Here is a 23,419-nt window from a genome sequence, read left to right as displayed (position 1 = left end):
CAATTACCCCAGTATTTCATCAACGCTTTTTCCGCGTTTAGCTGCCATGCTTTCTGGCGAATGCATATTCGTCAAAGCAGAAACAGTAGCGCGAACCACGTTAATTGGGTTAGTAGAACCGTATGCTTTTGACAATACGTTCTGAACGCCTGCAACTTCAAGTACTGCACGCATCGCGCCACCGGCGATGATACCTGTACCTTCAGAAGCTGGTTGCATGTAAACTTTAGAACCAGAATGACGGCCTTTAATGGCATGTTGAAGAGTAGTACCCTTCAAGTCAACGGTTACTATGTTACGGTGCGCTTTTTCCATTGCTTTTTGGATTGCAGCAGGCACTTCACGTGCTTTACCGTAACCAAAACCAACACGACCATTACCGTCACCAACTACTGTTAATGCGGTGAAACTGAAAATACGACCACCTTTAACCACTTTAGATACGCGGTTAACGGCGATTAGCTTTTCAGCCATATCACTTTGTTGTGAGTTTTCTTGATTATGATTAGCCATTATCAACCCCTAGAACTGAAGACCAGCTTCGCGAGCTGCTTCTGCTAATGCTTTAACGCGACCGTGGTAAAGGAAACCAGAGCGATCAAAAGCTACCTTAGAGATACCTTTTGCTACAGCACGTTCAGCGATTGCTTTACCTACTGCAGTTGCTGCTGCAACATTACCTGTTTTTTCAATTTGAGCACTAACTTCTTTGTCTAAAGTTGACGCAGATGCGATTACTTCAGAACCCGTAGGAGCGATTAATTGAGCGTAAATGTGACGAGGAGTACGGAATATAACTAAACGATTCGCACCCAACTCGCTAATTTTTGCACGAACGCGTTTAGCGCGGCGCAAACGAGATGTTTTCTTATCCATAGTATTACCCTACTTCTTCTTAGCTTCTTTACGACGAACATATTCATCAGCATAACGAACACCTTTACCTTTATAAGGCTCTGGTTTACGGTATGCACGAATGTTCGCGGCGGTTTGACCAACTAAATGTTTATCACAGCCTTTCAGCGTAATTTCAGTTTGGCTAGGAGTTTCAACAGTAATTCCTTCAGGAATTGCGTGGCTGATTGGGTGTGAAAAACCTAAAGATAAATCTAATGACTTACCCGCGGCTTTTGCACGGTAACCAACACCCTGTAAAACTAATTTCTTTTCAAAACCTTTACTTACACCTTCAACCATATTATTGATTAAAGCGCGTGCAGTACCGGCTTGAGCCCATGCTTTGCTATTATCGCATGCGATATTAGTAATGATTTGGTCGCCTTCATGAGAAACCGAAACAAAACTGTGGATCGTACGTGATAATTCACCTACTGGACCTTTAACTTTAATGTCTTGACCTGATAACGTTACCGTAACGTCAGCAGGAACAACGACTGGTGCTTTTGCAACACGAGACATAATTCTCTCCTTACTCTACGAAACCTAAGATCTCACCACCAATACCCGCAGAGCGAGCGGCGCGATCCGTCATCAAACCTTTAGAAGTTGAAACAATCGCAATACCCATACCTGCAAGAACTTTAGGAAGTTCATCACAGCTTTTGTATACACGAAGACCAGGACGTGAAACACGTTTGATCACTTCAATTACTTCTTTACCTTCAAAATATTTCAACGTTACAGCTAGCTCAGGTTTTACATCACCTGATACTGAATAATCTGAAATATAACCTTCTTCTTTAAGCAAGTTAGCAATTGCAACTTTAACTTTTGAAGATGGCATTTTTACTGCAGCTTTTGCTGCAGATTGACCGTTGCGGATGCGTGTAAACATGTCCGCGATAGGATCAGTCATCATAACCATTTACTCCCGTGAATTACCAACTAGCTTTCTTAAGACCTGGAACTTCACCACGCATAGTTGCTTCACGCAACTTAATACGGCTTAAGCCGAATTTACGTAAGTAACCATGTGGACGACCAGTAACATTACAACGGTTACGTTGACGGCTACTTGATGAATCACGTGGTAAACTTTGAAGTTTCAATACCGCATCCCAACGATCTTCTTCAGAAGAATCGACACTTGAGATGATTTCTTTTAACGCACGACGCTTTTCAGCGTACTGAGCTACTAGTTTTGTACGTTTAGCTTCACGAGCTTTCATTGACGATTTAGCCATAACTCTACACCTTCTTCTTGAACGGGAAATTGAAGGCAGACAATAGTGCATGTCCTTCCTCATTATCTTTCGCGCTAGTAGTAATAGTGATATCTAATCCGCGAATTTTATCGATTTTATCATAATCGATTTCAGGGAAGATGATTTGCTCACGAACGCCCATGCTGTAGTTTCCACGACCATCAAATGACTTAGGGTTTAAGCCACGGAAGTCACGAATACGAGGAATTGAAATAGAGATTAAACGCTCTAAAAATTCCCACATACGCTCGCCGCGTAGAGTTACTTTTGTACCAATAGGATAGCCTTCACGAATTTTGAAGCCCGCAACTGATTTGCGTGCTACTGTCGTGACCGGCTTTTGACCTGAGATTGCAGTAAGATCATTCGTGGCGTGTTCTAATACCTTTTTATCGGCAATAGCTTCACCAACACCCATATTCAGGGTGATCTTTTCAATCCGAGGGACTTGCATGACACTTTTATAACCGAATTGCTTTTGCAAATCGCTTACAACTGTATCTTTGTAAAAATCATGCAGTTTCGCCATCGTTTACTCCAATTAAATTAATTCGTTATTAGATTTAAAGAAACGTACTTTTTTACCGTCTTCAAATCTAAAACCAACGCGATCAGCCTTACCCGTTTTAGGATTAAGGATTGCTACGTTAGATACTTGTAAAGGTGCTTCTTTCTCAACTATTCCACCAGGCTGCTGTAACTGAGGTACAGGCTTAGTATGTTTTTTGATTAAGTTAACGCCTTCTACGAATACTTTACCGCTTTCAACAAGAACTTTGGTCACTTTACCTGTTTTGCCCTTGTCTTTACCAGCAAGTATAACTACTTCATCATCACGACGAATCTTAGATGCCATTATCGTGACTCCTTATAGTACTTCTGGTGCTAATGATACGATTTTCATAAATTTTTCATTACGAAGTTCACGTGTCACAGGCCCAAAAATACGAGTACCAATTGGTTGTAAGTTAGCATTTAACATTACAGCCGCGTTTTCATCAAAACGGATAGCAGAACCATCTGAACGACGAACACCTTTCTTAGTGCGCACCACTACCGCAGTGTGAACATCACCTTTTTTTACTTTACCGCGAGGACTTGCTTCCTTTACGGCAACTTTGATGATATCACCAATGCGTGCATAGCGACGGTGCGAGCCACCAAGAACCTTTATACATTGAACACGCTTAGCGCCACTGTTATCAGCAACATTCAGCTGTGATTGCATTTGGATCATTGATTTTTGCTCCGCTGTTATCTTTTAACTATTTATTCCTTATCAACAGGAAAATAAATATAAATCATTAAGATAAATTAAAATTCAAGGCCAGAAATTTGACCCGTCACTGCCTTAAAAAGACTTCCCACCTACATTAAACTTCTACAAAAAGTGAACCACTCAAAGTTAATGGGCGCGAGATTATAACACCACTAAAAATAAAGTGATAGTTTAATTAACTAAAAAACGAACAATATCGATATTAACTAACAGTTAAGTTGCTTGAATCAAGGTTATATTTATACTTGAGACCGAATAATGATTGACTAACACACCCTAAACTTGCTAAAAAAGCTTGCTCAATAAAAAAGACTGGTATCAATAAGTTGAATATAGCGTATTTCCATATCGCTAAGATATTGATATAAAAGACTAATGTTTTTATTTTTTATTTTATTAGGTGAAAACATTGATTTTCATTAAGTGTGATACAATATAGTCCTGATATTTTAGGTCTATATCTATATTAAGTAATATTAAGTAAGTTATATAGTTGATATTGGCAATTACAACCAAGGCAAAATTGTTAACTGGTGTCATTACCAAACAACCTTGATATTTGTAGTATTAGGAGATTCAGCATGCCAACAAGTAAACATAGAACATTAGGTATTTTAGCATTAGCAGGCGTAGAGCCATATCAAGAAAAAGCTGGTGAAGAATACATGGGTGAACCCCAACAAGAACACTTTAAGAAAATTCTAGATGCATGGCGTATACAGCTTCGTCAAGAGGTTGACCGCACAGTAACCCATATGCAAGATGAAGCCGCTAATTTTCCTGATCCTGTTGATAGAGCTGCTCAAGAGGAAGAATTCAGTCTTGAATTACGTACCCGTGATAGAGAACGTAAATTAATCAAGAAAATAGAAAAAACGTTGCAGTTAATTGAAGATGATGAATTTGGCTTCTGTGATTCTTGTGGCATCGAAATTGGTATTCGCCGTTTAGAAGCAAGACCAACCGCTGACCTTTGTATTGAATGCAAAACATTAGCAGAAATAAAAGAACGTCAAATGGCGGGCTAAATCGCTCTTTGTGTAAATTGTGCAAACGCCACAACAAGACATTCTATATTCCGAACGACCAGCCTTATCATCGCAAGATAGTTATCGTGGTCGTTTCGCTCCTTCGCCTTCAGGTTTACTTCACTTTGGTTCATTAATTACCGCATTGGCTAGTTTTTTAGATGCTAAATCGACAATTGACGCCCAAGGTAAAGAAGGTAAATGGTTAGTGCGTATTGAGGATATAGATCCTCCTCGTGAACAAGCAGGCGCTAGTGCTGCAATTTTAAAAACCCTTGATGCATTTGGCCTGCATTGGGACGAACCAGTTCTTTATCAAAGCCAACAGTCTGATTACTACCATTATATACTTAATGAATTAAAGCAAAAAAAACTCAGTTATTATTGTCAATGCACACGCGCAGAAATCAAAGCACTCGGTGGTATTTATCAAGGTCACTGTCGCACATTAGCTAACCCAGAAAAAAATAGCGCGACTAGGCTCGTTAACCAGTTTGGTTTATATCAATTTGATGATGTTTTTCAAGGGCATGTCAATTGTGATAAAGCTTTAGCTGAAGAAGATTTTATTATTCACCGAAAAGATGGGCTGTTTGCCTATCAATTAGCTGTTGTTCATGATGATATTTACCAAAATATAACCCATATAATTCGTGGCTGTGACTTGCTCGAACCAACAGCCAGGCAATTAACATTATTTAAAACACTTAATCAAAAACCTCCTGTATACGGACATATACCTTTGGCTACGACTGAGCTAGGTTATAAACTCAGCAAACAAAATAATGCGCCTTGCGTAGATAACACTAACCCACAAGCCACATTATTTGCTGCGTTGGTCTTTTTAGGCCAAGCGCCTGCTGCTAATTTATTACATGAACCCGTTGACACTATTATTAATTGGGCTATTAAGCATTGGAATAGAGAAAAAGTACCTAAACAAAAAGAAATAAATATCTCACATGCACTTTAGGTAATATAAATCACCTAAAGTGCATCACTAAAGAACCGACCTATAGAGATTAACTATGAATTTAAATATTGCTGAATTTTCTCCAAATCAACGTTATCATTTAATGACGCAAACTATCATCCCCCGCCCTATTGCTTGGGCTTTAACCGATTCAGGTAACAGCTCATTTAATCTAGCTCCTTTTTCGTATTTTACCGCCGTATCGAGTGCACCACCTATATTAATGTTATCGGTAGGAAAGAAACCAAATGGGGATAGCAAAGATACACTAGTAAATATTATTAACAATAAACAAGTCGTGATCCATATTGCTTCAGCACAGCACGCTGCATTAGTCACCCAAACTTCTCAAACATTAGCCCATGGCGAATCAGAACTGACTGAAGCAAAGATAGCCACCACCGAGTTCGTAGGCTTTTCGCTTCCAAGAATAGCACAATGCGATATAGCTTATGGTTGTGAACTTTATGAAATTAAGGAGCTCGGCGATGTACCCCAAAGTTTAATTTTTGTTGAAGTTAAACAAGTGTATATCAATGATAAAGTGGCAGACATTGACAACAAACAAAGAATAAAAGTGCACGCTGATAAGATTTCTCCCTTATCTCGTCTTGGGGGTGGAGAATATGCCACCATCGATAAACCCTTTGAAATTTTGCGTCCTAAGTAACTCACTAGTGGCGAGAATAAGATTAATTTAATGAGGTAAAAGGATCTATTATGTCTAAAACAATTGTAATTACAGGAGCAAACCGTGGTATAGGGTTTGCTATGGCTAAAATTTGTAAAGTTCGAGGAGATATTGTCTATGCTTTATGTCGAAAAAGTTCACCGCAGCTTAATGAATTAGACGTACAGGTAATTGAAAATATTGATATTGCAAGCGAAGCAGGAATTTCTCAGGCAAAGTTAGCATTGGCTAATGTTGACATTGATATACTGATTAATAATGCTGGTATTTTAAGAGATGAAAGCTTATCAGAATTTAATCAAACAACCATTAAGGAACAGTTTTCAGTTAATGCCCTCGCACCACTTTCATTAACGCAAGCGCTTTTATCTCACTTGCATACGGGGAGTAAAGTTGCTTTTATCACCTCAAGAATGGGGTCTATCACTGACAATACTTCTGGTGGACGCTATGGCTACAGAATGTCGAAAGCAGCACTTAATATTGGCGCAATGTCATTAGCAAAAGACTTAGCCGCCGATCAAATTGCCATTGGTATCTATCATCCAGGGTATGTACAAACTGATATGGTCAACACTGCTGGCAGCATAAGTAACGGCGACATTAGTGCTGAAGAGGCAGCGCAAAAATTAATCTCGTTAGTAGATGACCTGACCATGCAAGAAACGGGTGTGTTTAAACATTCAAACGGCGAAGTTTTACCTTGGTAAATTTTTTTCATTAAAATTACCTCCCTACAAGGCAGCAAGCTGTAAAAACTCGCTGCTTTTTCATTCTCTTTTTTACTTGTTTGTTATATCATTACACCTAAATTACCCAAATAATTTTTATAATACTTCCTACTATCAAAAAAAGGTCAGCGATTATCAAACGCGTCATTAATTTATGCAAAAGAGTTTTTACTAAAAATACCAGTAAAAAAGCAATCAATAACAACCATGTCACTACACTTAAAGAGCCAATAGTACTCACGCGTGATCAGCATCCAGTATCTCGCCAGTTAATCAGCCCAAACGCACTTAAAGTATTATATCGCCTTAATAAAGGTGGCTTTGATGCTTATCTCGTGGGCGGTGGTGTACGCGATATTTTACTTGGCCAAAAGCCCAAAGATTTTGACATTGCAACGAATGCAACTCCCGATGAGATTAAGGCTTTATTTAGAAATTGCCGTTTAATTGGCCGACGTTTTCGTCTTGCACACATTGTTTTTGGCCGTGAAATTATTGAAGTTGCCACATTTCGTGGTCACCATGATAGTGCCAGCGAAAAAGAAAAGAGTTGTACAAAAACATCTAAGCAAAGCGAAGATGGGATGCTATTGCGTGACAATATTTACGGAACTATTGATGAAGATGCAGAACGACGCGACTTTACGATTAATGCCCTTTATTATTCATCCAAAGATTTTAAAATTTTTGACTTCGCCAACGGTGTTCAAGACGTAAAAGATAAAGTCATTCGTCTCATTGGCGATCCTGAAACCCGTTACAGAGAAGATCCCGTGCGTATGTTACGCGCTATTCGGTTTGCAACAAAACTAGACATGGAAATAGCCGTTGAAACACGTAAACCTATCAACGAATTATCGCCTCTAATGGCTAACATTCCTGCGGCACGCATGTTTGAAGAGTTTATGAAGATGTTCATATCAGGCAAGGCCGTTGCAAACTATCATCAGTTACGTGAATACAACCTATTTAGTTATTTTTTCCCCGCAGTAGCTCAAAATTTACCTAAATTAAATGCAACAAAGAAAAATGAGCCAAATGGTGACGAATTACTAGAGCGCTTTATTATTCAAGCCATGACCAATACTGATAAACGCATCAATAATAAACAACGCGTTACACCAGCATTTTTATTTGCGGCTATGCTTTGGTATCCATTACAACACTATATTAAACAAATAAACCTTCATAACCAAATGTCACCTCAAGACGCGTTTTTCGCTGCTTTAAGTGAAATAATGCCAGAGCAACAACGTAGCATTTCTATTCCTAAACGTTTTCAAAGTGTTATGAAGGATATCTGGATTTTACAAGAAAAGTTAGTTCGACGTGAAGGGAAAAAGGCATTTAAAACATTTGAGCATCCAAAATTTAGAGCAGGTTATGACTTTTTACTATTACGTACCCAAATAGAAACAGAAAACACTCAGTTAGCAGAATTAGCTAAATGGTGGACTGATTTTCAAGATATATCTCATGATGCCCAACAGCAAATGGTGAAGGGTGTTAAAAGTGTTCCCGGCTCTAAACGTCGCACACCAAGAAAACGCCGCAAAACAACAATTAAGCCTACCGTTGAATCCTAGCTCACATGATTTCTTCTCCCATAACTGCCTATATTGGCTTAGGTAGCAATTTATCTAAGCCTATTGAGCAAATAGAAAAAGCGATTGAAAAAGTAGGCATAATACCCCAAAGCCGACTACTGTCAGTGTCATCTTTTTATCTTAGTAAACCGATGGGGCCTCAAGATCAGAATGATTATATCAATGCAGTTTTAGCACTAGAAACCACACTCAGTGCCATTGAATTATTAAACGCTCTGCAATCTATTGAAAATAATGCAGGAAGAGTACGCAAAGAAAACAGATGGGGTGCCCGTATTTTGGATCTTGATATTATTCTGTTTGGCAATGAAATTATCAATACTGACCGTTTAACCATACCTCATTATGGCATGAGTGAGCGCGAGTTTGTGCTACTACCTCTGGCAGAAATTGCGCCAGAATTAATACTTCCTAATGGTGAAAGTATAACGGAATTAAGCCAAAATATAGCCATAAATTCAATGGTAAAGCTAAGCTAAAGCAATCTAAACCAAGCTGTATATTGCAGTAAAAAACTATTTGTGCGAAAGTAGTGCAACTGAGTAATTACTCAAGTAATACCCTCAATAAATTTACTCAACAAGAGAATTGAGAACTGTATGTCTAAAATAACCACATCTACTTTGTTAAAAATGAAACAACAAGGTGAAAAAATTTCAACAATCACGGCTTATGATGCAAGTTTTGCTAAGCTATTCGATCAAGCAGGCATTCACGCTATTTTAATTGGCGATTCATTAGGGATGGTTCTGCAAGGCCAAGATGATACCCTACCTGTAACGATTAATGACATGGTTTATCACACTCAGTGTGTACGCCGAGGTGTTGAAAACACGTTAATTATTGGTGATATGTCTTTTATGACATATGCCACGAAAGAGCAAGCCTTAATAAATGCCACAAAATTGATGCAAGCTGGTGCAAGCATGATAAAAATGGAAGGTGGCGCTTGGTTAGCTGATACCATTAAATCACTCGTTGAACGCGGTATTCCTGTTTGTGCACATTTAGGCTTAACGCCACAATCAGTTAATGTTTTTGGTGGTTTTAAAGTACAAGGTCGCGATGATATTCAAGCGCAAAAAATGATAAATGACGCCCAAATACTAGAAGCTGCGGGAGCGCAATTACTCGTGTTGGAGTGTATTCCTGCTCCGCTAGGTAAAGCAATATCTGAAGCAGTTAGCATTCCTACTATTGGTATTGGTGCAGGCAAAGATACTGACGGACAAATCTTAGTAATGCACGATGCTCTAGGTATTTCGTGTAGCTATATGCCAAAATTCTCTCGTAACTTTATTAAAGAAACAGGTGATATTAAAAAAGCGATTGAGCTTTATATCAGTGAAGTTTCTAATGGAAACTTCCCTAGCGAAGAACATATATTTAAATAGTTTTGCGTCTATAATTGCCGTTTAAATATCAAAGATAAACAATCGTAAATGAAGGGGGTCATCCCCCACTCTTTATATTCATTTGCGATTAAAGAGATAAATATGAACACAGTTGAAAATATAAAAGATTTACGTGATCAAGTTAAAGCTTGGAAAATGCAAGGTTTAACCATTGCTTTTGTACCTACCATGGGTAATTTGCATGATGGACATTTAGCGTTAGTCAAAGCGGCACATCGTCATGCTGATAAAGTTATTGTGAGTATTTTTGTTAATCCTATGCAATTTGGATTAAGTGAGGATATTGATAATTATCCTCGCACCTTAGCACAAGATAAAGCTAGCCTAATGCAAGTAGACACAGATCTTCTCTTTACACCAACCTCCGCGGTTATCTACCCGAAGGGCTTTGGTGACAATAGTTATGTAGAAGTGCCTAATATTTCAAGTTTGTATTGTGGTGCTACTCGGCCGGGGCATTTTCGTGGGGTAGCAACCGTTGTTTGTAAACTATTCAATTTAGTACAACCAGATGTCGCTTGTTTTGGCTCAAAAGATTACCAACAATTACAAGTTATTCAAACCATGGTTGACGATTTGTCTATGCCTGTTGAAATTATTCCAGTAGAAATAATTCGAGAAAAATCAGGTTTAGCAATGAGTTCACGCAATGGCTACCTAACACCTGAAGAGTTAGCCATTGCCCCTACATTATATAAAACGTTGCAGTGGTTAAGTGAACAATTACGTACTAGTCATGAAGCAAGAGACTATGCGGCCCTTGTGATGCAAGCGAGTGAAAAACTCGACAATGCGGGCTTAAAAACTGATTACATTAATTTATGCCATGCAAAAACATTAGCGCCAGCAATGCCAAACGATAAGGATATCGTTATTTTAGCTGCAGCCTATTTAGGTAAAGCAAGATTAATTGATAATTTGCCCGTTAGTCTATAAATACCTTAAGCATTTACATATAGATGTAAGTGCTTAAGCATGAACCATCTAAGGTGTTATTGTATAACCCTTTTGCCATACTACAATACCGAAACCACTTATCAATTTCAGCTGCTTACATACTGCTATAAAGTATTTAACCTCATATTTGATCTCCGCCGGCATTGCAAGGTTTAACTGATTTTAGCCATATTCAATAATTCTGGTAAAAAAGTTTCACTTTCTTGGGCTAACAAACATTGCTCGGCAAGAATATCATGTAAATTTCTTTTGCTTGTTAATGGGTTCGCTAGCACCACTCTAAATACAATCATTTTTTCGCCACCATAGCGTGCTACTTTAATGCGCGTACGTGAAACAAATGAACGACCAACTTCACGTTGACGCTTTTGTATGAATTTAGTTAATTTACCCAGAATTAAATTAAGCTCAGTTTGCTGCTCGTCATCACCGTTTAATTGACACTCAGCAAGTAGCGCTTGAACAGCTTTGGGTACAAACCTATATGTTAATAAGCATAATTCAGGTTTTGTGATCAACTCAAACTCTTCATGCTGCTTAATGATATCAGCAAAATACTCTGCTTTTTCAATCGATTGATTAATCAACATTTCATAACCTGGACGGCTAATAATATGTAAGCTAGCATACACAAGCATTGCCATTCCGGGGCGAGATCCCTCCAAGGTATGACTACCTAAATCTTTGGATCCTTTACGTAAAATATACTCTGCATGGTGTTCAATGTCTGCAACAGAAGATGGATCTTTAAATAGCACTACACCTGCCCCCATAGGCACATACATTTGTTTGTGTGCATCAATAGTCACAGAATCAGCGCGTTCAATTCCAGCAAGTATGCCTCTGTGTTTATTAGAGAATAAAGTGGCTCCTCCCCACGCAGCATCCACATGAAAATGCGTTTGATATTGTGCTGCAATATCAGCCATCTCATCTAACGGATCAACGTTACCCGTTTCGGTTGTACCTGCAATACCGACAATTGATAAAATTCTAATATTATTATCTTGCAACTGCTGGCACTTTTTAGCCAGTAATTGACAATCTACTTTATTATTTTCATCTGTTTCAATTGCAATAACACTGTCTTGCCCAATACCAAGAATATCTGCCGACTTCTTCAATGAGTAATGCCCACGTTCTGATACAAGTATAACCAAACCTTGATAACCATAATGATTTAAAGCGGCAAACAAACCTGCGCGGCTAATACCTTTAAAACTTCCTTGAGCTTTCAATAACTTATTACGGGCAACCCACAAAGCAGTGATATTAGCCACAGTACCACCAGAGCAAAATGCGCCTAAAGAGTGTTGAGCGCTATGCATCCATATTTGATAAAAGTTATCATTTTCTTGATACACTAAATTATGCATCATACCCAGCACTTGACGCTCTAACGGAGTAAATGCTTTTGACGTTTCTACTTTTACTAAGTTCTGATTCAGGCCAACCATTAACTTAGATAAAGGTAAGATAAAAGCAGGTAAAGCCGATGTCATATGTCCGATAAAACTTGGGCTAGCAGTATGAACTGATTGTGAGACTAATTTGTCTAACAAATGGTGCATGTGATCAGAAACAAATTCAGGTTGTTCGGGTATACGTGGGCAAATAAAGTCTTGTTCAATATCAGTTAGTGCATTTTTACTGGCAACAATATGATTATTTAGAAATCCCACCAAGTTATGTGACATTTCTTTTTCAATTAACCCTAAGGTTGAATCAGGCGCTTCGGCAACAGTAAAAATTCGATGCAAAGATTCATTTGTTGCTTGTGCTGTACGTTTGCTCTGCGTCATAGCTAGTATTAACAACCACTAAGTAATAACCAATATGAGTGGCACTTTAATAAAAAAAACAACAAATGTCTTCTACTTTAAGCGTAAAGGGTGTTGATTATGCACGGCTAGTGCATTTTAATCCCTTACTCCAACAGAATTGAGCGATAACTTTCTTGAATTTTGTTTAAATAATGTCATATCAATCTTTAAACCTAACCACTGATAAGCCTTGGCTAACCAGCTTTAATCAAGAGGAAATTACTGACACGTCCTTGTTTCAATTCGACCAGATCCTGAGCTGATGTCGATATATTTATCATAATCAGTATTGTCGTTTTGCAATGATTAGTTCATAATTCTTCCTGTTTCAGGAATAATATATGTTAATCTTTTCAACAGATAACACCGACAATTAACACTATTTATAATTAACCAACGGAAGGTTCGTAAGAAAATGACCATGATTAAAATATTCAATATACTATTAGTTATTATATTCTTATATGGATGTGGAGGGGCCGACGAAAAGGCTGTATCTACAGTCCCTATTACTCCCAACACTAAACCAATAGCAAATGCTGGTGATGATCAAAGCGCTGAAACAAACGTAGTTATCATACTGGATGGTGAAAAAAGTAATGATAATGATGGAGATGCTTTAACTTATCAATGGTCGTTAGTAACAGTACCTGAAGGTAGTAGCGTTGAGCTAACGGCATTCACCACAGAATCTTCATCATTCACACCTGATAGTGCAGGGCTATACGAAGCACAACTCATCGTCAACGATGGGAAATTATCCAGCGAACCATCAATAGTTAGTATCATTGTGACTCAAAACAACGAGGCACCTACCGCCATTGCTGGTAATAACATAGAAACCTATGTATTTATGGAAGTATTCTTGGACGGTGGGGCAAGTTTTGATCCAGAAAACTCAGAACTCAGCTATAGCTGGTCAATCATTATATCTCCAGAAAATAGCAATAGTCATCTAACTAATGCTGATACTAAAAAACCCCATTTTTGGTCTACTCTTGATGGTGACTATATTTTACAACTTATAGTAACCGATGATGAGGGTGCTTCAAGCCAAAGTGATATTATCATAACCGTTAACAAGCTCGGGCAAAAAGATGTCGCATTATTAACACAAGAATTAAGTGACAATAAAGCTAAGTGGGGCTCACAGAATATTGAGCATTATCAAATTGATCAATATGTTTCTTGTTATTGCTCTCCTACTCTAAATTTACCAGTGGTCATGCAGGTTCAAAAGGAAGATAAAAGCTTGCTCTATTATACTACTAACGTTGATTGGTATGGGGTAACAGTAATCGATCATGAAATGATAGTTCCAAATGATGATAAGGACTTATTCAAAACAGTGAATGATATGTTTGATTATATCGAAACCACCATTTCGGATGCAGATGAAATAACCGTGAGTTACCATCCTGAATTAGGGTATCCGCAGACGGTTAGGGTTAACTGGGATCTTTCCAGTGTAGATGACGAAATTAGTTTCAGTATAACAAATTTCATTAATTTGAGTGATATAAACTGTGATGACATTGAAAAAAACTACCCCAATATAAAGCTCAGTATTGTTGATGAATATACTGCTGACCCCATAAGTTGTGATGTTATTGTTGACTTGAAAAATGCCAATGGTGAACTAAAACAAGTTGTAAATGATGGGCATTTACCTATAGATGACTTTGGTGTTGGTGTGGCAGGACCAATGCGTTGTATCAACAACTTACCTTTCCTTGTCGAAACTGAAACAGGGATGACTTCACTGAAAATATCAAAAGCTGGTTATATAACAAAAACAGCTGAGCTTAATATTCCCGCAGGAGAAAGTTGCGGGTTAATACCCACAGATATTGAAGTAAAACTGGAGCCAGTAAATTAGCACATTGTTGTCGTTTTTTTATTAAATTATTGCTAGCTTCAAAGTACAATAGCAGTAACGAAAATCACAATATAAAGTATGGTTTAGAGTTCCAATGCCAAAGCGCCATACTTTTTCAACAAATTAAGCTTCAAGCATCCAAAGACTTCAATATTCACCCCTTTTTTATGTTGGAAGTATATAATGATCTTATTCTGGCTGATAATAACTATCACCAAAATTAATTAACCAGTGAACTCGCGTATATTAATCCGGCCTGTGTACAGGTCATCAAAGAGATTATTAATACCAATATTTTATTTTTCACTGTTTTCATGATTATTTCCTTTTAACATAACGATTATGCTAAAGAGTAATCAACAGTTGTGCCAAAAAACAACCGATTGATTTAAAAGAAATTATTAAAATCAGGTTGTCGACAGAAAAATTTAAATGGTGAATATAACCACAAAGTAGTGTTTTTTGAAATTCTAGCGATTCAATATTAACTGCCAACACATTTGACCGCTAGCTTGATATTTGGCTTCAAAAGGCGTTAATGGCTGCTGAGCTTGTACATCGTCATTCGCAATAACTTCATTAAGTTCTCCTTGCAAACCGACCTGTTTAGCGGCTTGCTGAAACTCTAATAAATATAATTGCCAATTACTGCGTAAAATCAGTTGTTCACCTAATGTAATTAACGTAGGAAACACCGCACTACCATGCCAACGACGCTGCAAGTGTTTTGATTTTGGCCAAGGATTAGGATATAAAATATAATGCTTTATAATGGGCCAATTAGCAGCTTTTACTAAACGATAAAAATCATTTAAATCGGCACGAACTAAGTGAAAATTATTCGCTTGGTAGCCATTTTTTAAATCAAAGCCTTCAACATTACGTTCAATACGACTTGCTGATTTATCTACCCCGATAACCAGTGCATCAGGATTTAATTTTGCCAGTAAACGTGTACTCTGACCAACACCACAACAAGAGTCAAGAATGATATTACCGTTAGGATTATTGGTAATAAATGCTTGAACAAGTTTGTTTACCTCATCAAAGGCTTTTTGTGTATGCGCTTGATAAGGCTTTTGAAAAGGATGTGCTAAATGCTTCTGTACTACTTCATCAAGCTTTTCATGTATACCAGTTTGGTTAGTAATAATAACCTTAGAGTCACCGACAGGCTTATTCATGTTTATATTTGCTTTAGGCTTTGTATTCATATCAATTAACTATTCTGACACCTTGTATTAACTTCTGAGGCCTATTCCTTTGCTGATCAAAACCATCGCAAGCGTAAATAAAGTAATAATAAAAAAACCTATAACAGCGAAAGCTGTCATTATATTAACGTCTGAAATACCTAAAAATCCATAACGAAAAGCATTTACCATATACACAATTGGATTAATCTGAGAAACCCCTTGCCAGAATTCAGGCAATAAAGTGATAGAGTAAAAAACACCACCAAGGTAGGTTAAAGGCGTTAGTATGAAAGTGGGAATAATGGAAATATCATCAAATGAGCGAGCAAAAATGGCATTAATTAATCCACCTAAAGCAAAAGTTGCTGAGGTTAACGAAACCGTTGTAATAATTACCCACACATTATGTATTTGAATATCAACAAAAAATAACGATACTAGGGTAACAATTAAGCCAACTAACATGCCACGCGCCATGCCGCCGCCAACATAGCCAGCAACAATTACCCAATTAGGCACAGGTGCTACCAGCATTTCTTCAACATTACGTTGCCATTTAGCACTAAAAAAGGAAGAAGCTACATTAGAATATGAGTTAGTGATAACACTCATCATAATTAGTCCTGGTACAATAAATGACATATAGTCAAAGCCCCCCATTTTGCCAATACGAGAGCCTATTAACGAACCAAATATGACAAAATATAAACTAATAGTAATTGCGGGTGGTACTAAAGTTTGCACCCAAATACGCATAAACCTATGAATTTCTTTATTTAAAATACTTTTTAAGGCGATTGAGTTATTCATATTATTTAGCCTTCTTTCTAGAAACGTTATGCTCTATTAAATTAACAAAAAGCGCTTCTAGACGGTTACTTTTATTACGCATGCTTAATACCTCAACATGCTGTGCAGACAGTTGCTCAAAAACGGTATTTAAATTTTGTGGCTTCTGTAAATCAATTTCTAAAGTATGGTCATCAATCATCCTAGAGCTAATACTATCTAAACTAATGTCATTATGGTGTGATGATAAATCTAAAACAAAGGTTTCACCATCTAGCTGCGCTAACAGCCGTTTCATGCTAGTATTCTCAACAATTTCTCCACCGTCTATAATCGCAATATTACGACATAAACTTTCGGCTTCTTCTAAGTAATGTGTTGTCAGTATAATTGTAATACCTTGTGCATTGAGTGTTTGTAAAAAATCCCACATGCCACGACGAATTTCAATATCTACTCCCGCAGTTGGCTCATCCAAAATCAACATTTTAGGTTCATGCATTAATGCACGGGCAATCATCAGTCTTCGTTTCATCCCCCCAGATAATTCTCGAGCCGCAGAATTTCGTTTATCCCATAATGATAATTGCTTTAAATATTTTTCTGCTCGCAATAAGGCTGTTTTTCTGTCAACACCGTAATAACCTGCTTGATTAACTAAAATATTCATTAACGGTTCAAACTGATTAAAATTAAATTCTTGTGGTACTAAACCAATAAATGATTTTGCTTTTTCTAAATCAGTGTCAATATCATATCCAAATACTTTTACTTGGCCTGCTGATTTATTAACTAACGAAGTTATCACGCCTATTGTAGTAGATTTACCTGCACCATTAGGACCAAGTAACGCAAAAAAGTCACCTTGTTTTACAGTTAAATCAATACCTTTTAACGCTTGAAAGCCGCCTTTGTAAGTTTTTTCTAGCGTATTTATTTCTAACGCATAGTTCTCTGAAGCATGAGTTTCTATGGCGTTAGTATTTAATGCATTGGTCATGTTTTTCCTTTAAGGGTTATGAATAAAAACAGTCAAGGATAAGGAAAATAAATATGGTGCTATTAATTGTAATTTCAACCTCAGTGACGATCTATACAAAATAAAAATAGGCTCAAATAGCATTCTGTTTATTGATATCGATTAGATAGATTGCCCATATTGTTGTGTTATAATCTCAATTATCTTTTCAATACATCTTTTTTCGATGTGATTAATGACTAAAAAAACGCTCTCTATTCGCGAAAAAACCATCTTTGACGGCCTATTTACTAAATATTTTTTAAAATCATTATTTACCTTCTGGTTCAAAGTAGCTGGCTGGAAAGTATGCAAACATCCTCCCGAAGGGGCTGGCATTGCTATTGCTGCTCCACATACGTCAAATTGGGATTTCGTCTATGCCCTTGGCGCCGCCATAATACAAGATGTAAAAATTTACTTTTCTATCAAAGACAGTATGTGCAAAGTACCTGTTTTGGGTACTTGGTTAATGTGGTTAGGTGCAATGCCAATAGATAGATCATCAAAAGGACAAGGCCAAGTAGAACAAATAAAAGCCTTTATTGATTCACAAAAAGGTAATCGTGTTTTTTTCCTTTTCACACCTGAAGGTACTCGTGGTGCGGTAAAAACATGGAAAACAGGGTTTTATCATGTCGCTCAAGGTTGTGAATTACCTATTTTTCTAGCAAAAGTTGACTATCAAGCAAAAGAAACAGGTGTTTTTCATACCTTCAAATTAACGGGCGATAAAGAGGATGATATTCAAGCAATACAAGCATCATATAAAACAATCCATGGTAAATTTATTCATGACCAATACCCTGCGTATAGTGGTCAACTACCGCTTATTTCTGAATCAGAAGCCGCTATCATTCGTGCCCTTTATTCATTTAAAGGTGTTGCGACTAAAATGGAAATCAATGCTAAAGCAAAACTCGCTGAACTTTCAAGCACTATGTTAACATTACTTATCGATAAAGGCTTATTAGAAAAAATAGAATGCCCAAATAGGTTGAGCGAAAGTAAATATCAGCTAACCTTTGCTGGCAAAGGTTACTTTTTACACATAGCTAGCTCAACATAGTAGCGGGATAGACCAATAATAACAGTATGTTCTCAGTGCACTAGATATCAAGCCATTTACACTTAGCGCAAAAACCTCTTTTCTGAAAATTTTACTGATTTCAAGCGGGCTTGGTTAAGTTAGTAAGTGATTAATTATGCATTGAAATAAATGTATTGTGTAGTAAACTACCTTAGTTCATATGAGTAAACATAGTAAGGAAGCTATAGAAAATGCAATTTTTAGTTACAACCTTTCCTATCACTGTCATACCTCAAAAAACACATTGACTGTGCGTATCGGTTCAGTCCAGCAGGATATTTGTCGCTCATGCTTCGATAAAAAGCAAATACTCAATTATTGAACCTCTAAATTTACATTTAGAGAACAATTTAATTTTTAAAAGGAATTTAAAAGAATGAATGAAATAATTCTATGTAATCGAAATCTCAATGGCAGTGCATTTAAAAATGAATGTGGTATTGATATTGCCCAAGCTTTATCTCTCACATGCCCAAACCCAGAGATGATTATAGCGAACAAACCCTATTTATTGAAAAAGGGGCGTTCTACTTTTGGTGCCACAACATTAGCAAAGCTGTCTAACCCCGCAACGACAAAAAACCTTACAGATTTATCTTTATCTTTTGGCGGTGATAACCTTATAGCCCTTGCCGCTATTTCTGCAAAGTTAAAAGAATTTAATGTTGGTTTAATGGGGGCATCAACAAGTGTTTACGCTAACAGAATTGGTGACTTTGTTGGTGCGGTGAAAGACTATCAAAAAGCGCTAATGGAATATCGTCAAGCATCAATGACAAAATCACCGACAAAAGCAGCAGCAAAACAAAAGGCAAAAATTGCTTTTGACAAAATGCAACGTAAATTTAGGTTAGAAGTTAAGGCAATAACTAGCCAAGTTAAGTCAAGTCGTGGCACGCCCATGACCAACTTTAGAAGAGGAGCTAATATTGCTAGAAGCAGCCGAAGTGTTGCTAAACTAGACCTAATTAATCCAGTACAAGCAGATAATATTGTAAAATTTACTAAATATGCCAAAGTTCTGGGGAATGGACTGACTGTTATCGACTTTGGTGGGCGCGTTGGCAATATTCATAATAGTTACAAAGCAGGCACTAATTGGGAGCGAGAAATGTTTATTGAATCTACTAGTTTTGTAGCTAGTGCAGCTGCTGGTATTGGCGTTGTCAATGCGGGAGGAGCAGCATTAACCTTTTTGATGGTGGCAACACCAGTAGGTTGGGTTGGTTTAATTGTCGGTGGCTTGGCTGTAGCTGGTACTGCTGCAGTTGCTTCAATAAGTGCAAATAATATCAGTAAAAAGATGAGTGGTGGTTTTTACGATGACATTATGAAATGGATTAGCTTCTAATGGGTATAGAAAAAACCTTTTTTGCTCTTATTTTACTCGGGTGTATTCTTAGTGGGATTTTGTATGTTGCCTTTGGTCAAATCACTGTACGGAAATTACGAAAGAACCCCAAAACTAAAGATCTACTCGGGGTCGAGTATGTTAGCGGTTGGGATATAATTAATGTTGCTCAAGCCTTTGCCTTCCCTCGTTCTTGGACAAAAAAAGTGGAAAAGAGCAAGTTTTCATTTATATATGCAAATGCAACAGTATTATATGAAAATACCACTAAATTTGACCAGGTATTAGGTTGTATTTTTTACTGGTTGGTTACTATTTCAGGATTATCTATGGCTTTACTGGCCTTACTTGATAGCCTTGGCGTTTTCAGTGAATAGAGACTTAATAAATAATGGATAGGTTGCGCGTAGCTGCAACTTAATCTTGTTGTTGCGGCTACGCTTGATAAGTAAATAAAACTGAGATTGGTTATCTGTTTACAGTGGTTTTCAAACCAAACAAGCCAATTAGTACTTAACAAACACCACACTTGATAATGCTGGCACAGTAAAGCCTTTTTCATCGGCTTTACTTTGTTTCACTATCTTATCAGCACTGCGTTGTTGAATAGGATGCAGTTGATATTCACTCGCTTGTTCATAAGCAAAGGTCTGTGCTTTGGTACTAGTGTTAAAGATGACCATTAGACTATCAACATGATCATCTGCCGCCTGCCCTTGCGTGTCATCAAGTTTCATCACCAATAAGCCTAGCTGTTTATTCTCAATATTTAAGAAAGTGATTTTTTCGATAATATCTTGCGCTGTGGTTAATCTAAATAACGGCGAACTCATACGAAGTGCCAACATTTCTTCTAATACTTTGGCGCTAAATTCAATATGCTTAGCTTCAACATGATCTCGACCTTGATGGCCTTTTAATACGGCTTTAATTAACGGCCAGTTGTCTTGGTCTTTATCTGCCGGTGGCAGACCAACATTATAGTAATTATTTTGTTTACTAAAATCGACGCGGTTAAACCAATCGCCATAGTCATAGCTGTCTCGAAGATAAGATTTCGAGCGCATAAACTCTGAGCCCATGTGCAAGAATGGAATGCCTTGAGCAAATAAAGTAAACGATAAACTTTGTATATGCATTCTTACGCGATCGTCAGTGGAAACATCAAACGGCAATCGGTATTGGCTGTTATCCCACAAAGTTTGATTATCATGCTTTGACACATAGTTAATGGTATCAGCAGGATCTAATGCATAAGCTGTTGGTTGCTCACCATAAGGAATATCTTTGCCTAATACTGGTTCACCATTTTTTTGATAAAGCGGAAAATTTACTAAATTCCCAGCTAAACCTACACGCAATTGATCCATACGTAGATCATATTCTTGGCGATTTTTCTCAGTTGAATTGAGCTGTTTTTCGTTGGGCAAGATAAATAGGCCATTACCAAGTCCTTGTGAGTCACGGGTGTTATTTCCACCACCGCGAACAGCATCACGAAGCCTGTCACTGTAGGTGCCTATTTCAGTACCACCTAACTCTAACTGGCTCGCTTGAACAAAACGGCTATTATTAGCCACTTCACCAAAGTTCCACCCTTCACCGTAAAAATAGGTATCGGCATCTACAGCACGTACCGCTTCGCGCGCCGCTAACATGGCGGCTTTACTCTGATGCCCCATTAAATCAAATCGAAAGCCATCTATTTTATAATCGCGCGCCCAAGTAACTAAAGAATCAGACATTAGTTTCGCCATCATCACACGCTCTGTCGCAGTATTACCACAGGTGTAGCAGGTAGATTGCTCTACTTCGCCTGTCATTACATTTAGGCGATGATAGTAATTAGGCACCACTTTATCTAACACGGATTTTTCTTTTAAACCAAACTGAAAAGTATGGTTATAAACCACATCCATGATCACCCGAAAACCGAGGCCATGAATGCTTTGCACCATCTCTCTAAATTCAACTAAGCGGCTTTCCCCTTTTGGATTAAGTGCATAGCTACCTTCTGGTACGGTATAATGGAAAGGGTCATAACCCCAGTTAAAATTATCAAATTGGCGCAGTTCACTGACTATTTTCTGTGCTTGTTCGCTACTAACATCAAAATTAGCCAATAATGATTTTAAACTTTGTTCTTCATTGTAGTTAGCTGTACACAAGGTGATAGTTGGTGCAGTAGTACATACCTTAGCTTTAACTTGGGCGACAGTATCATTAATATCTACCGACTGAGAGGCATCTTCATTAATGCTGGCTAGATCATAAGTCGGCAATAAATGAATATTGTTCAACCCTGCTTTTTTCAGCGCTTTTAAATGTTGTATGCCATTGGATTTTTGTTCACTAAAAGCTTGATATTTTCCTCGAACCGCATCATCAGAAAGCGCGCTATCGTCTGAGCTAAAGTCACGAATATGGGTTTCATAAAAAATATTATCTTCAACATTTTTAACGGTTGGAACTTGATGACTAGTCCAGCCCTTTGGCTGTGTTGCGCTATCATTTAAATCAACCGCTTGTGAGTACTTACTGTTTACTGACATACTAAGAGAATATGGGTCAGTTGTAATCAATGACTCTACTTTCTTGGATTCAGGATGATAAACAGACACTTGATATTGATAATATGCCCCATTAAGTGAGCTGTCTCCTGTTACCGACCAAACACCGGTATTAGTGTCTTCAACCATGGTTAAACGAGGTGTTTTTGCGGGTGTTAAATCATCATTAAACAGTAATAATTCTACTTGTTGTGCTGTAGGCGCCCATAGTTTAAAACTAACGCCATTAGTTAAGATTGTTGCGCCAAAATCTTTAACTTCATCAGCATCATTTGTACCTTGGGTATAAAGTGCATCAATCACAGCGCCCGTTTGTACATAGGAGACTTTCTTTATTTGGTCATCTTTATCAAACCCCACAACAAACAGCTGATTTTTAAGCCAAGTTTTCGCTTGAGATCCTAATAAACTTACCTGATATGCCTGAAAGTCTCCTAAATGTGGAAATTGCGCTTGCTTTGAAACTGGCAAAACTATTTTAGATAAATCAACAGCCTCCAAATCTGTTTTTGATGCACTCATTAACTGATAATTCAATGATGTATTTGATCTAGGTAACACCAATAAATCAGACGTTAACCAATGCGCCGAACTATCTGATGCTAGGCTGTTCAATTCATAGGCGCTTTCTATACTCAGCGCATTAGATACTTTAGAAGGGCTTTGTTTTTGAGTGTTTTCATCACAAGCTGATAACAGCATAGTTAGGGCGAATACAGCAGAGATCAAAAGTGAAAGATTGTGTTTTTTCATCATAATAAGTCTAATAAATGTTTATTAATAACTTACTTGTTCTACCTAAATAAAAAAATCAGTTTCGTTATATTGCATACGTATTCAGTTAAAAGCTGATTTTT

The 23,419-nt window shown here is 37.5% G+C and carries 25 protein-coding genes; 12 read left to right on the top strand and 13 right to left on the bottom strand.

From position 1 onward, the window contains the following. Nucleotides 1-3: 3 nt before the first annotated feature. Genes rpsE through rplN form a run of 8 tightly spaced genes read right to left on the bottom strand, consistent with a single transcriptional unit; the run spans nucleotide 4 to nucleotide 3,402 of the window. Nucleotides 4-513 (bottom strand): 30S ribosomal protein S5, encoded by a 510-nt coding sequence (gene rpsE, locus ACE1OF_RS01130; protein WP_448892058.1) that lies wholly within the window; start codon nucleotides 511-513, stop codon nucleotides 4-6. 9 nt (nucleotides 514-522) lie between these two features. Beyond that, entirely contained in the window at nucleotides 523-876 is a 354-nt protein-coding gene (gene rplR / locus ACE1OF_RS01125) for a 50S ribosomal protein L18 (RefSeq protein WP_448892056.1), read from the bottom strand. A gap of 9 nt (nucleotides 877-885) precedes the next feature. Continuing rightward, nucleotides 886-1,419 (bottom strand): 50S ribosomal protein L6, encoded by a 534-nt coding sequence (gene rplF / locus ACE1OF_RS01120; protein ID WP_448892054.1) that lies wholly within the window; start codon nucleotides 1,417-1,419, stop codon nucleotides 886-888. Between the two features lie 10 nt (nucleotides 1,420-1,429). Beyond that, nucleotides 1,430-1,819 carry a 30S ribosomal protein S8 gene (gene rpsH, locus ACE1OF_RS01115; RefSeq protein ID WP_448892099.1) on the bottom strand — a complete coding sequence of 130 codons (390 nt, stop codon included), beginning with the start codon at nucleotides 1,817-1,819 and terminating at the stop codon, nucleotides 1,430-1,432. 19 nt (nucleotides 1,820-1,838) lie between these two features. Then, entirely contained in the window at nucleotides 1,839-2,144 is a 306-nt protein-coding gene (gene rpsN, locus ACE1OF_RS01110; RefSeq protein ID WP_242287338.1) for a 30S ribosomal protein S14, read from the bottom strand. A gap of 4 nt (nucleotides 2,145-2,148) precedes the next feature. Further along, nucleotides 2,149-2,694 (bottom strand): 50S ribosomal protein L5, encoded by a 546-nt coding sequence (gene rplE, locus ACE1OF_RS01105; protein WP_242287339.1) that lies wholly within the window; start codon nucleotides 2,692-2,694, stop codon nucleotides 2,149-2,151. Nucleotides 2,695-2,706: 12 nt separating this feature from the next. Beyond that, nucleotides 2,707-3,021 carry a 50S ribosomal protein L24 gene (gene rplX / locus ACE1OF_RS01100; RefSeq protein ID WP_242287340.1) on the bottom strand — a complete coding sequence of 105 codons (315 nt, stop codon included), beginning with the start codon at nucleotides 3,019-3,021 and terminating at the stop codon, nucleotides 2,707-2,709. Between the two features lie 12 nt (nucleotides 3,022-3,033). Beyond that, a complete protein-coding gene (gene rplN, locus ACE1OF_RS01095; RefSeq protein ID WP_242287341.1) occupies nucleotides 3,034-3,402 on the bottom strand; it encodes a 50S ribosomal protein L14 in 369 nt (122 codons plus the stop codon). A gap of 623 nt (nucleotides 3,403-4,025) precedes the next feature. On the opposite strand from rplN, the gene dksA reads away from it, so the two are divergent. The 8 genes from dksA to panC all read left to right on the top strand — a co-directional run bounded on the left by dksA (nucleotide 4,026) and on the right by panC (nucleotide 10,825). Next, entirely contained in the window at nucleotides 4,026-4,472 is a 447-nt protein-coding gene (gene dksA / locus ACE1OF_RS01090; protein WP_448892051.1) for an RNA polymerase-binding protein DksA, read from the top strand. 19 nt (nucleotides 4,473-4,491) lie between these two features. Continuing rightward, nucleotides 4,492-5,445, top strand: a complete 954-nt coding sequence (gene gluQRS / locus ACE1OF_RS01085) for a tRNA glutamyl-Q(34) synthetase GluQRS (RefSeq protein ID WP_448892049.1) — start codon at nucleotides 4,492-4,494, stop codon at nucleotides 5,443-5,445. Nucleotides 5,446-5,500: 55 nt separating this feature from the next. After that, on the top strand, nucleotides 5,501-6,115 hold the full coding sequence (locus ACE1OF_RS01080) for a flavin reductase family protein (protein ID WP_448892047.1): 615 nt from the start codon (nucleotides 5,501-5,503) through the stop codon (nucleotides 6,113-6,115). 50 nt (nucleotides 6,116-6,165) lie between these two features. Then, entirely contained in the window at nucleotides 6,166-6,846 is a 681-nt protein-coding gene (locus ACE1OF_RS01075) for an SDR family oxidoreductase (protein WP_448892046.1), read from the top strand. Between the two features lie 101 nt (nucleotides 6,847-6,947). Next, nucleotides 6,948-8,453 (top strand): polynucleotide adenylyltransferase PcnB, encoded by a 1,506-nt coding sequence (gene pcnB, locus ACE1OF_RS01070; protein ID WP_448892097.1) that lies wholly within the window; start codon nucleotides 6,948-6,950, stop codon nucleotides 8,451-8,453. A 5-nt stretch (nucleotides 8,454-8,458) separates the two neighbouring features. After that, entirely contained in the window at nucleotides 8,459-8,953 is a 495-nt protein-coding gene (gene folK / locus ACE1OF_RS01065) for a 2-amino-4-hydroxy-6-hydroxymethyldihydropteridine diphosphokinase (RefSeq protein WP_448892044.1), read from the top strand. 120 nt (nucleotides 8,954-9,073) lie between these two features. Next, on the top strand, nucleotides 9,074-9,868 hold the full coding sequence (panB, locus tag ACE1OF_RS01060; RefSeq protein WP_448892043.1) for a 3-methyl-2-oxobutanoate hydroxymethyltransferase: 795 nt from the start codon (nucleotides 9,074-9,076) through the stop codon (nucleotides 9,866-9,868). 102 nt (nucleotides 9,869-9,970) lie between these two features. Continuing rightward, on the top strand, nucleotides 9,971-10,825 hold the full coding sequence (gene panC / locus ACE1OF_RS01055; protein ID WP_448892042.1) for a pantoate--beta-alanine ligase: 855 nt from the start codon (nucleotides 9,971-9,973) through the stop codon (nucleotides 10,823-10,825). A 173-nt stretch (nucleotides 10,826-10,998) separates the two neighbouring features. Here panC and panP read toward each other — a convergent pair whose 3' ends face one another. After that, nucleotides 10,999-12,648, bottom strand: a complete 1,650-nt coding sequence (panP, locus tag ACE1OF_RS01050; protein WP_448892041.1) for a pyridoxal-dependent aspartate 1-decarboxylase PanP — start codon at nucleotides 12,646-12,648, stop codon at nucleotides 10,999-11,001. A 442-nt stretch (nucleotides 12,649-13,090) separates the two neighbouring features. Between panP and ACE1OF_RS01045 the strand changes: the two genes are divergently transcribed. Further along, entirely contained in the window at nucleotides 13,091-14,548 is a 1,458-nt protein-coding gene (locus tag ACE1OF_RS01045) for a DUF6174 domain-containing protein (RefSeq protein ID WP_448892040.1), read from the top strand. 470 nt (nucleotides 14,549-15,018) lie between these two features. Here ACE1OF_RS01045 and trmB read toward each other — a convergent pair whose 3' ends face one another. From trmB to ACE1OF_RS01030, 3 genes are read right to left on the bottom strand one after another with little or no spacing between them, the layout of a single operon-like run. Then, complete coding sequence (trmB, locus tag ACE1OF_RS01040; RefSeq protein WP_448892039.1) at nucleotides 15,019-15,762, bottom strand: tRNA (guanine(46)-N(7))-methyltransferase TrmB; 744 nt, start codon at nucleotides 15,760-15,762, stop codon at nucleotides 15,019-15,021. 27 nt (nucleotides 15,763-15,789) lie between these two features. After that, complete coding sequence (locus ACE1OF_RS01035; RefSeq protein ID WP_448892037.1) at nucleotides 15,790-16,554, bottom strand: ABC transporter permease; 765 nt, start codon at nucleotides 16,552-16,554, stop codon at nucleotides 15,790-15,792. Nucleotide 16,555: 1 nt separating this feature from the next. Next, nucleotides 16,556-17,533, bottom strand: a complete 978-nt coding sequence (locus tag ACE1OF_RS01030; protein WP_448892035.1) for an ABC transporter ATP-binding protein — start codon at nucleotides 17,531-17,533, stop codon at nucleotides 16,556-16,558. A gap of 214 nt (nucleotides 17,534-17,747) precedes the next feature. On the opposite strand from ACE1OF_RS01030, the gene ACE1OF_RS01025 reads away from it, so the two are divergent. The 3 genes from ACE1OF_RS01025 to ACE1OF_RS01015 all read left to right on the top strand — a co-directional run bounded on the left by ACE1OF_RS01025 (nucleotide 17,748) and on the right by ACE1OF_RS01015 (nucleotide 20,369). Beyond that, nucleotides 17,748-18,620: a 1-acyl-sn-glycerol-3-phosphate acyltransferase gene (locus ACE1OF_RS01025; RefSeq protein ID WP_448892034.1), complete on the top strand. Its 873-nt coding sequence runs from the start codon at nucleotides 17,748-17,750 to the stop codon at nucleotides 18,618-18,620. A 397-nt stretch (nucleotides 18,621-19,017) separates the two neighbouring features. Further along, nucleotides 19,018-19,992 carry a hypothetical protein gene (locus ACE1OF_RS01020; protein ID WP_448892032.1) on the top strand — a complete coding sequence of 325 codons (975 nt, stop codon included), beginning with the start codon at nucleotides 19,018-19,020 and terminating at the stop codon, nucleotides 19,990-19,992. Next, entirely contained in the window at nucleotides 19,992-20,369 is a 378-nt protein-coding gene (locus ACE1OF_RS01015) for a hypothetical protein (protein ID WP_448892031.1), read from the top strand. The genes ACE1OF_RS01020 and ACE1OF_RS01015 overlap by 1 nt, the downstream gene beginning before the upstream one ends. Before the next feature lie 129 nt (nucleotides 20,370-20,498). On the opposite strand, the gene pulA is transcribed toward ACE1OF_RS01015, so the two are convergent. Beyond that, nucleotides 20,499-23,318, bottom strand: coding sequence for a pullulanase-type alpha-1,6-glucosidase (gene pulA / locus ACE1OF_RS01010; protein ID WP_448892030.1), 2,820 nt, complete (start codon nucleotides 23,316-23,318; stop codon nucleotides 20,499-20,501). Nucleotides 23,319-23,419: the final 101 nt, after the last annotated feature.

This window comes from Colwellia sp. E150_009 (assembly GCF_053543955.1).
This window is presented reverse-complemented; position numbering and strand designations above follow the sequence as displayed.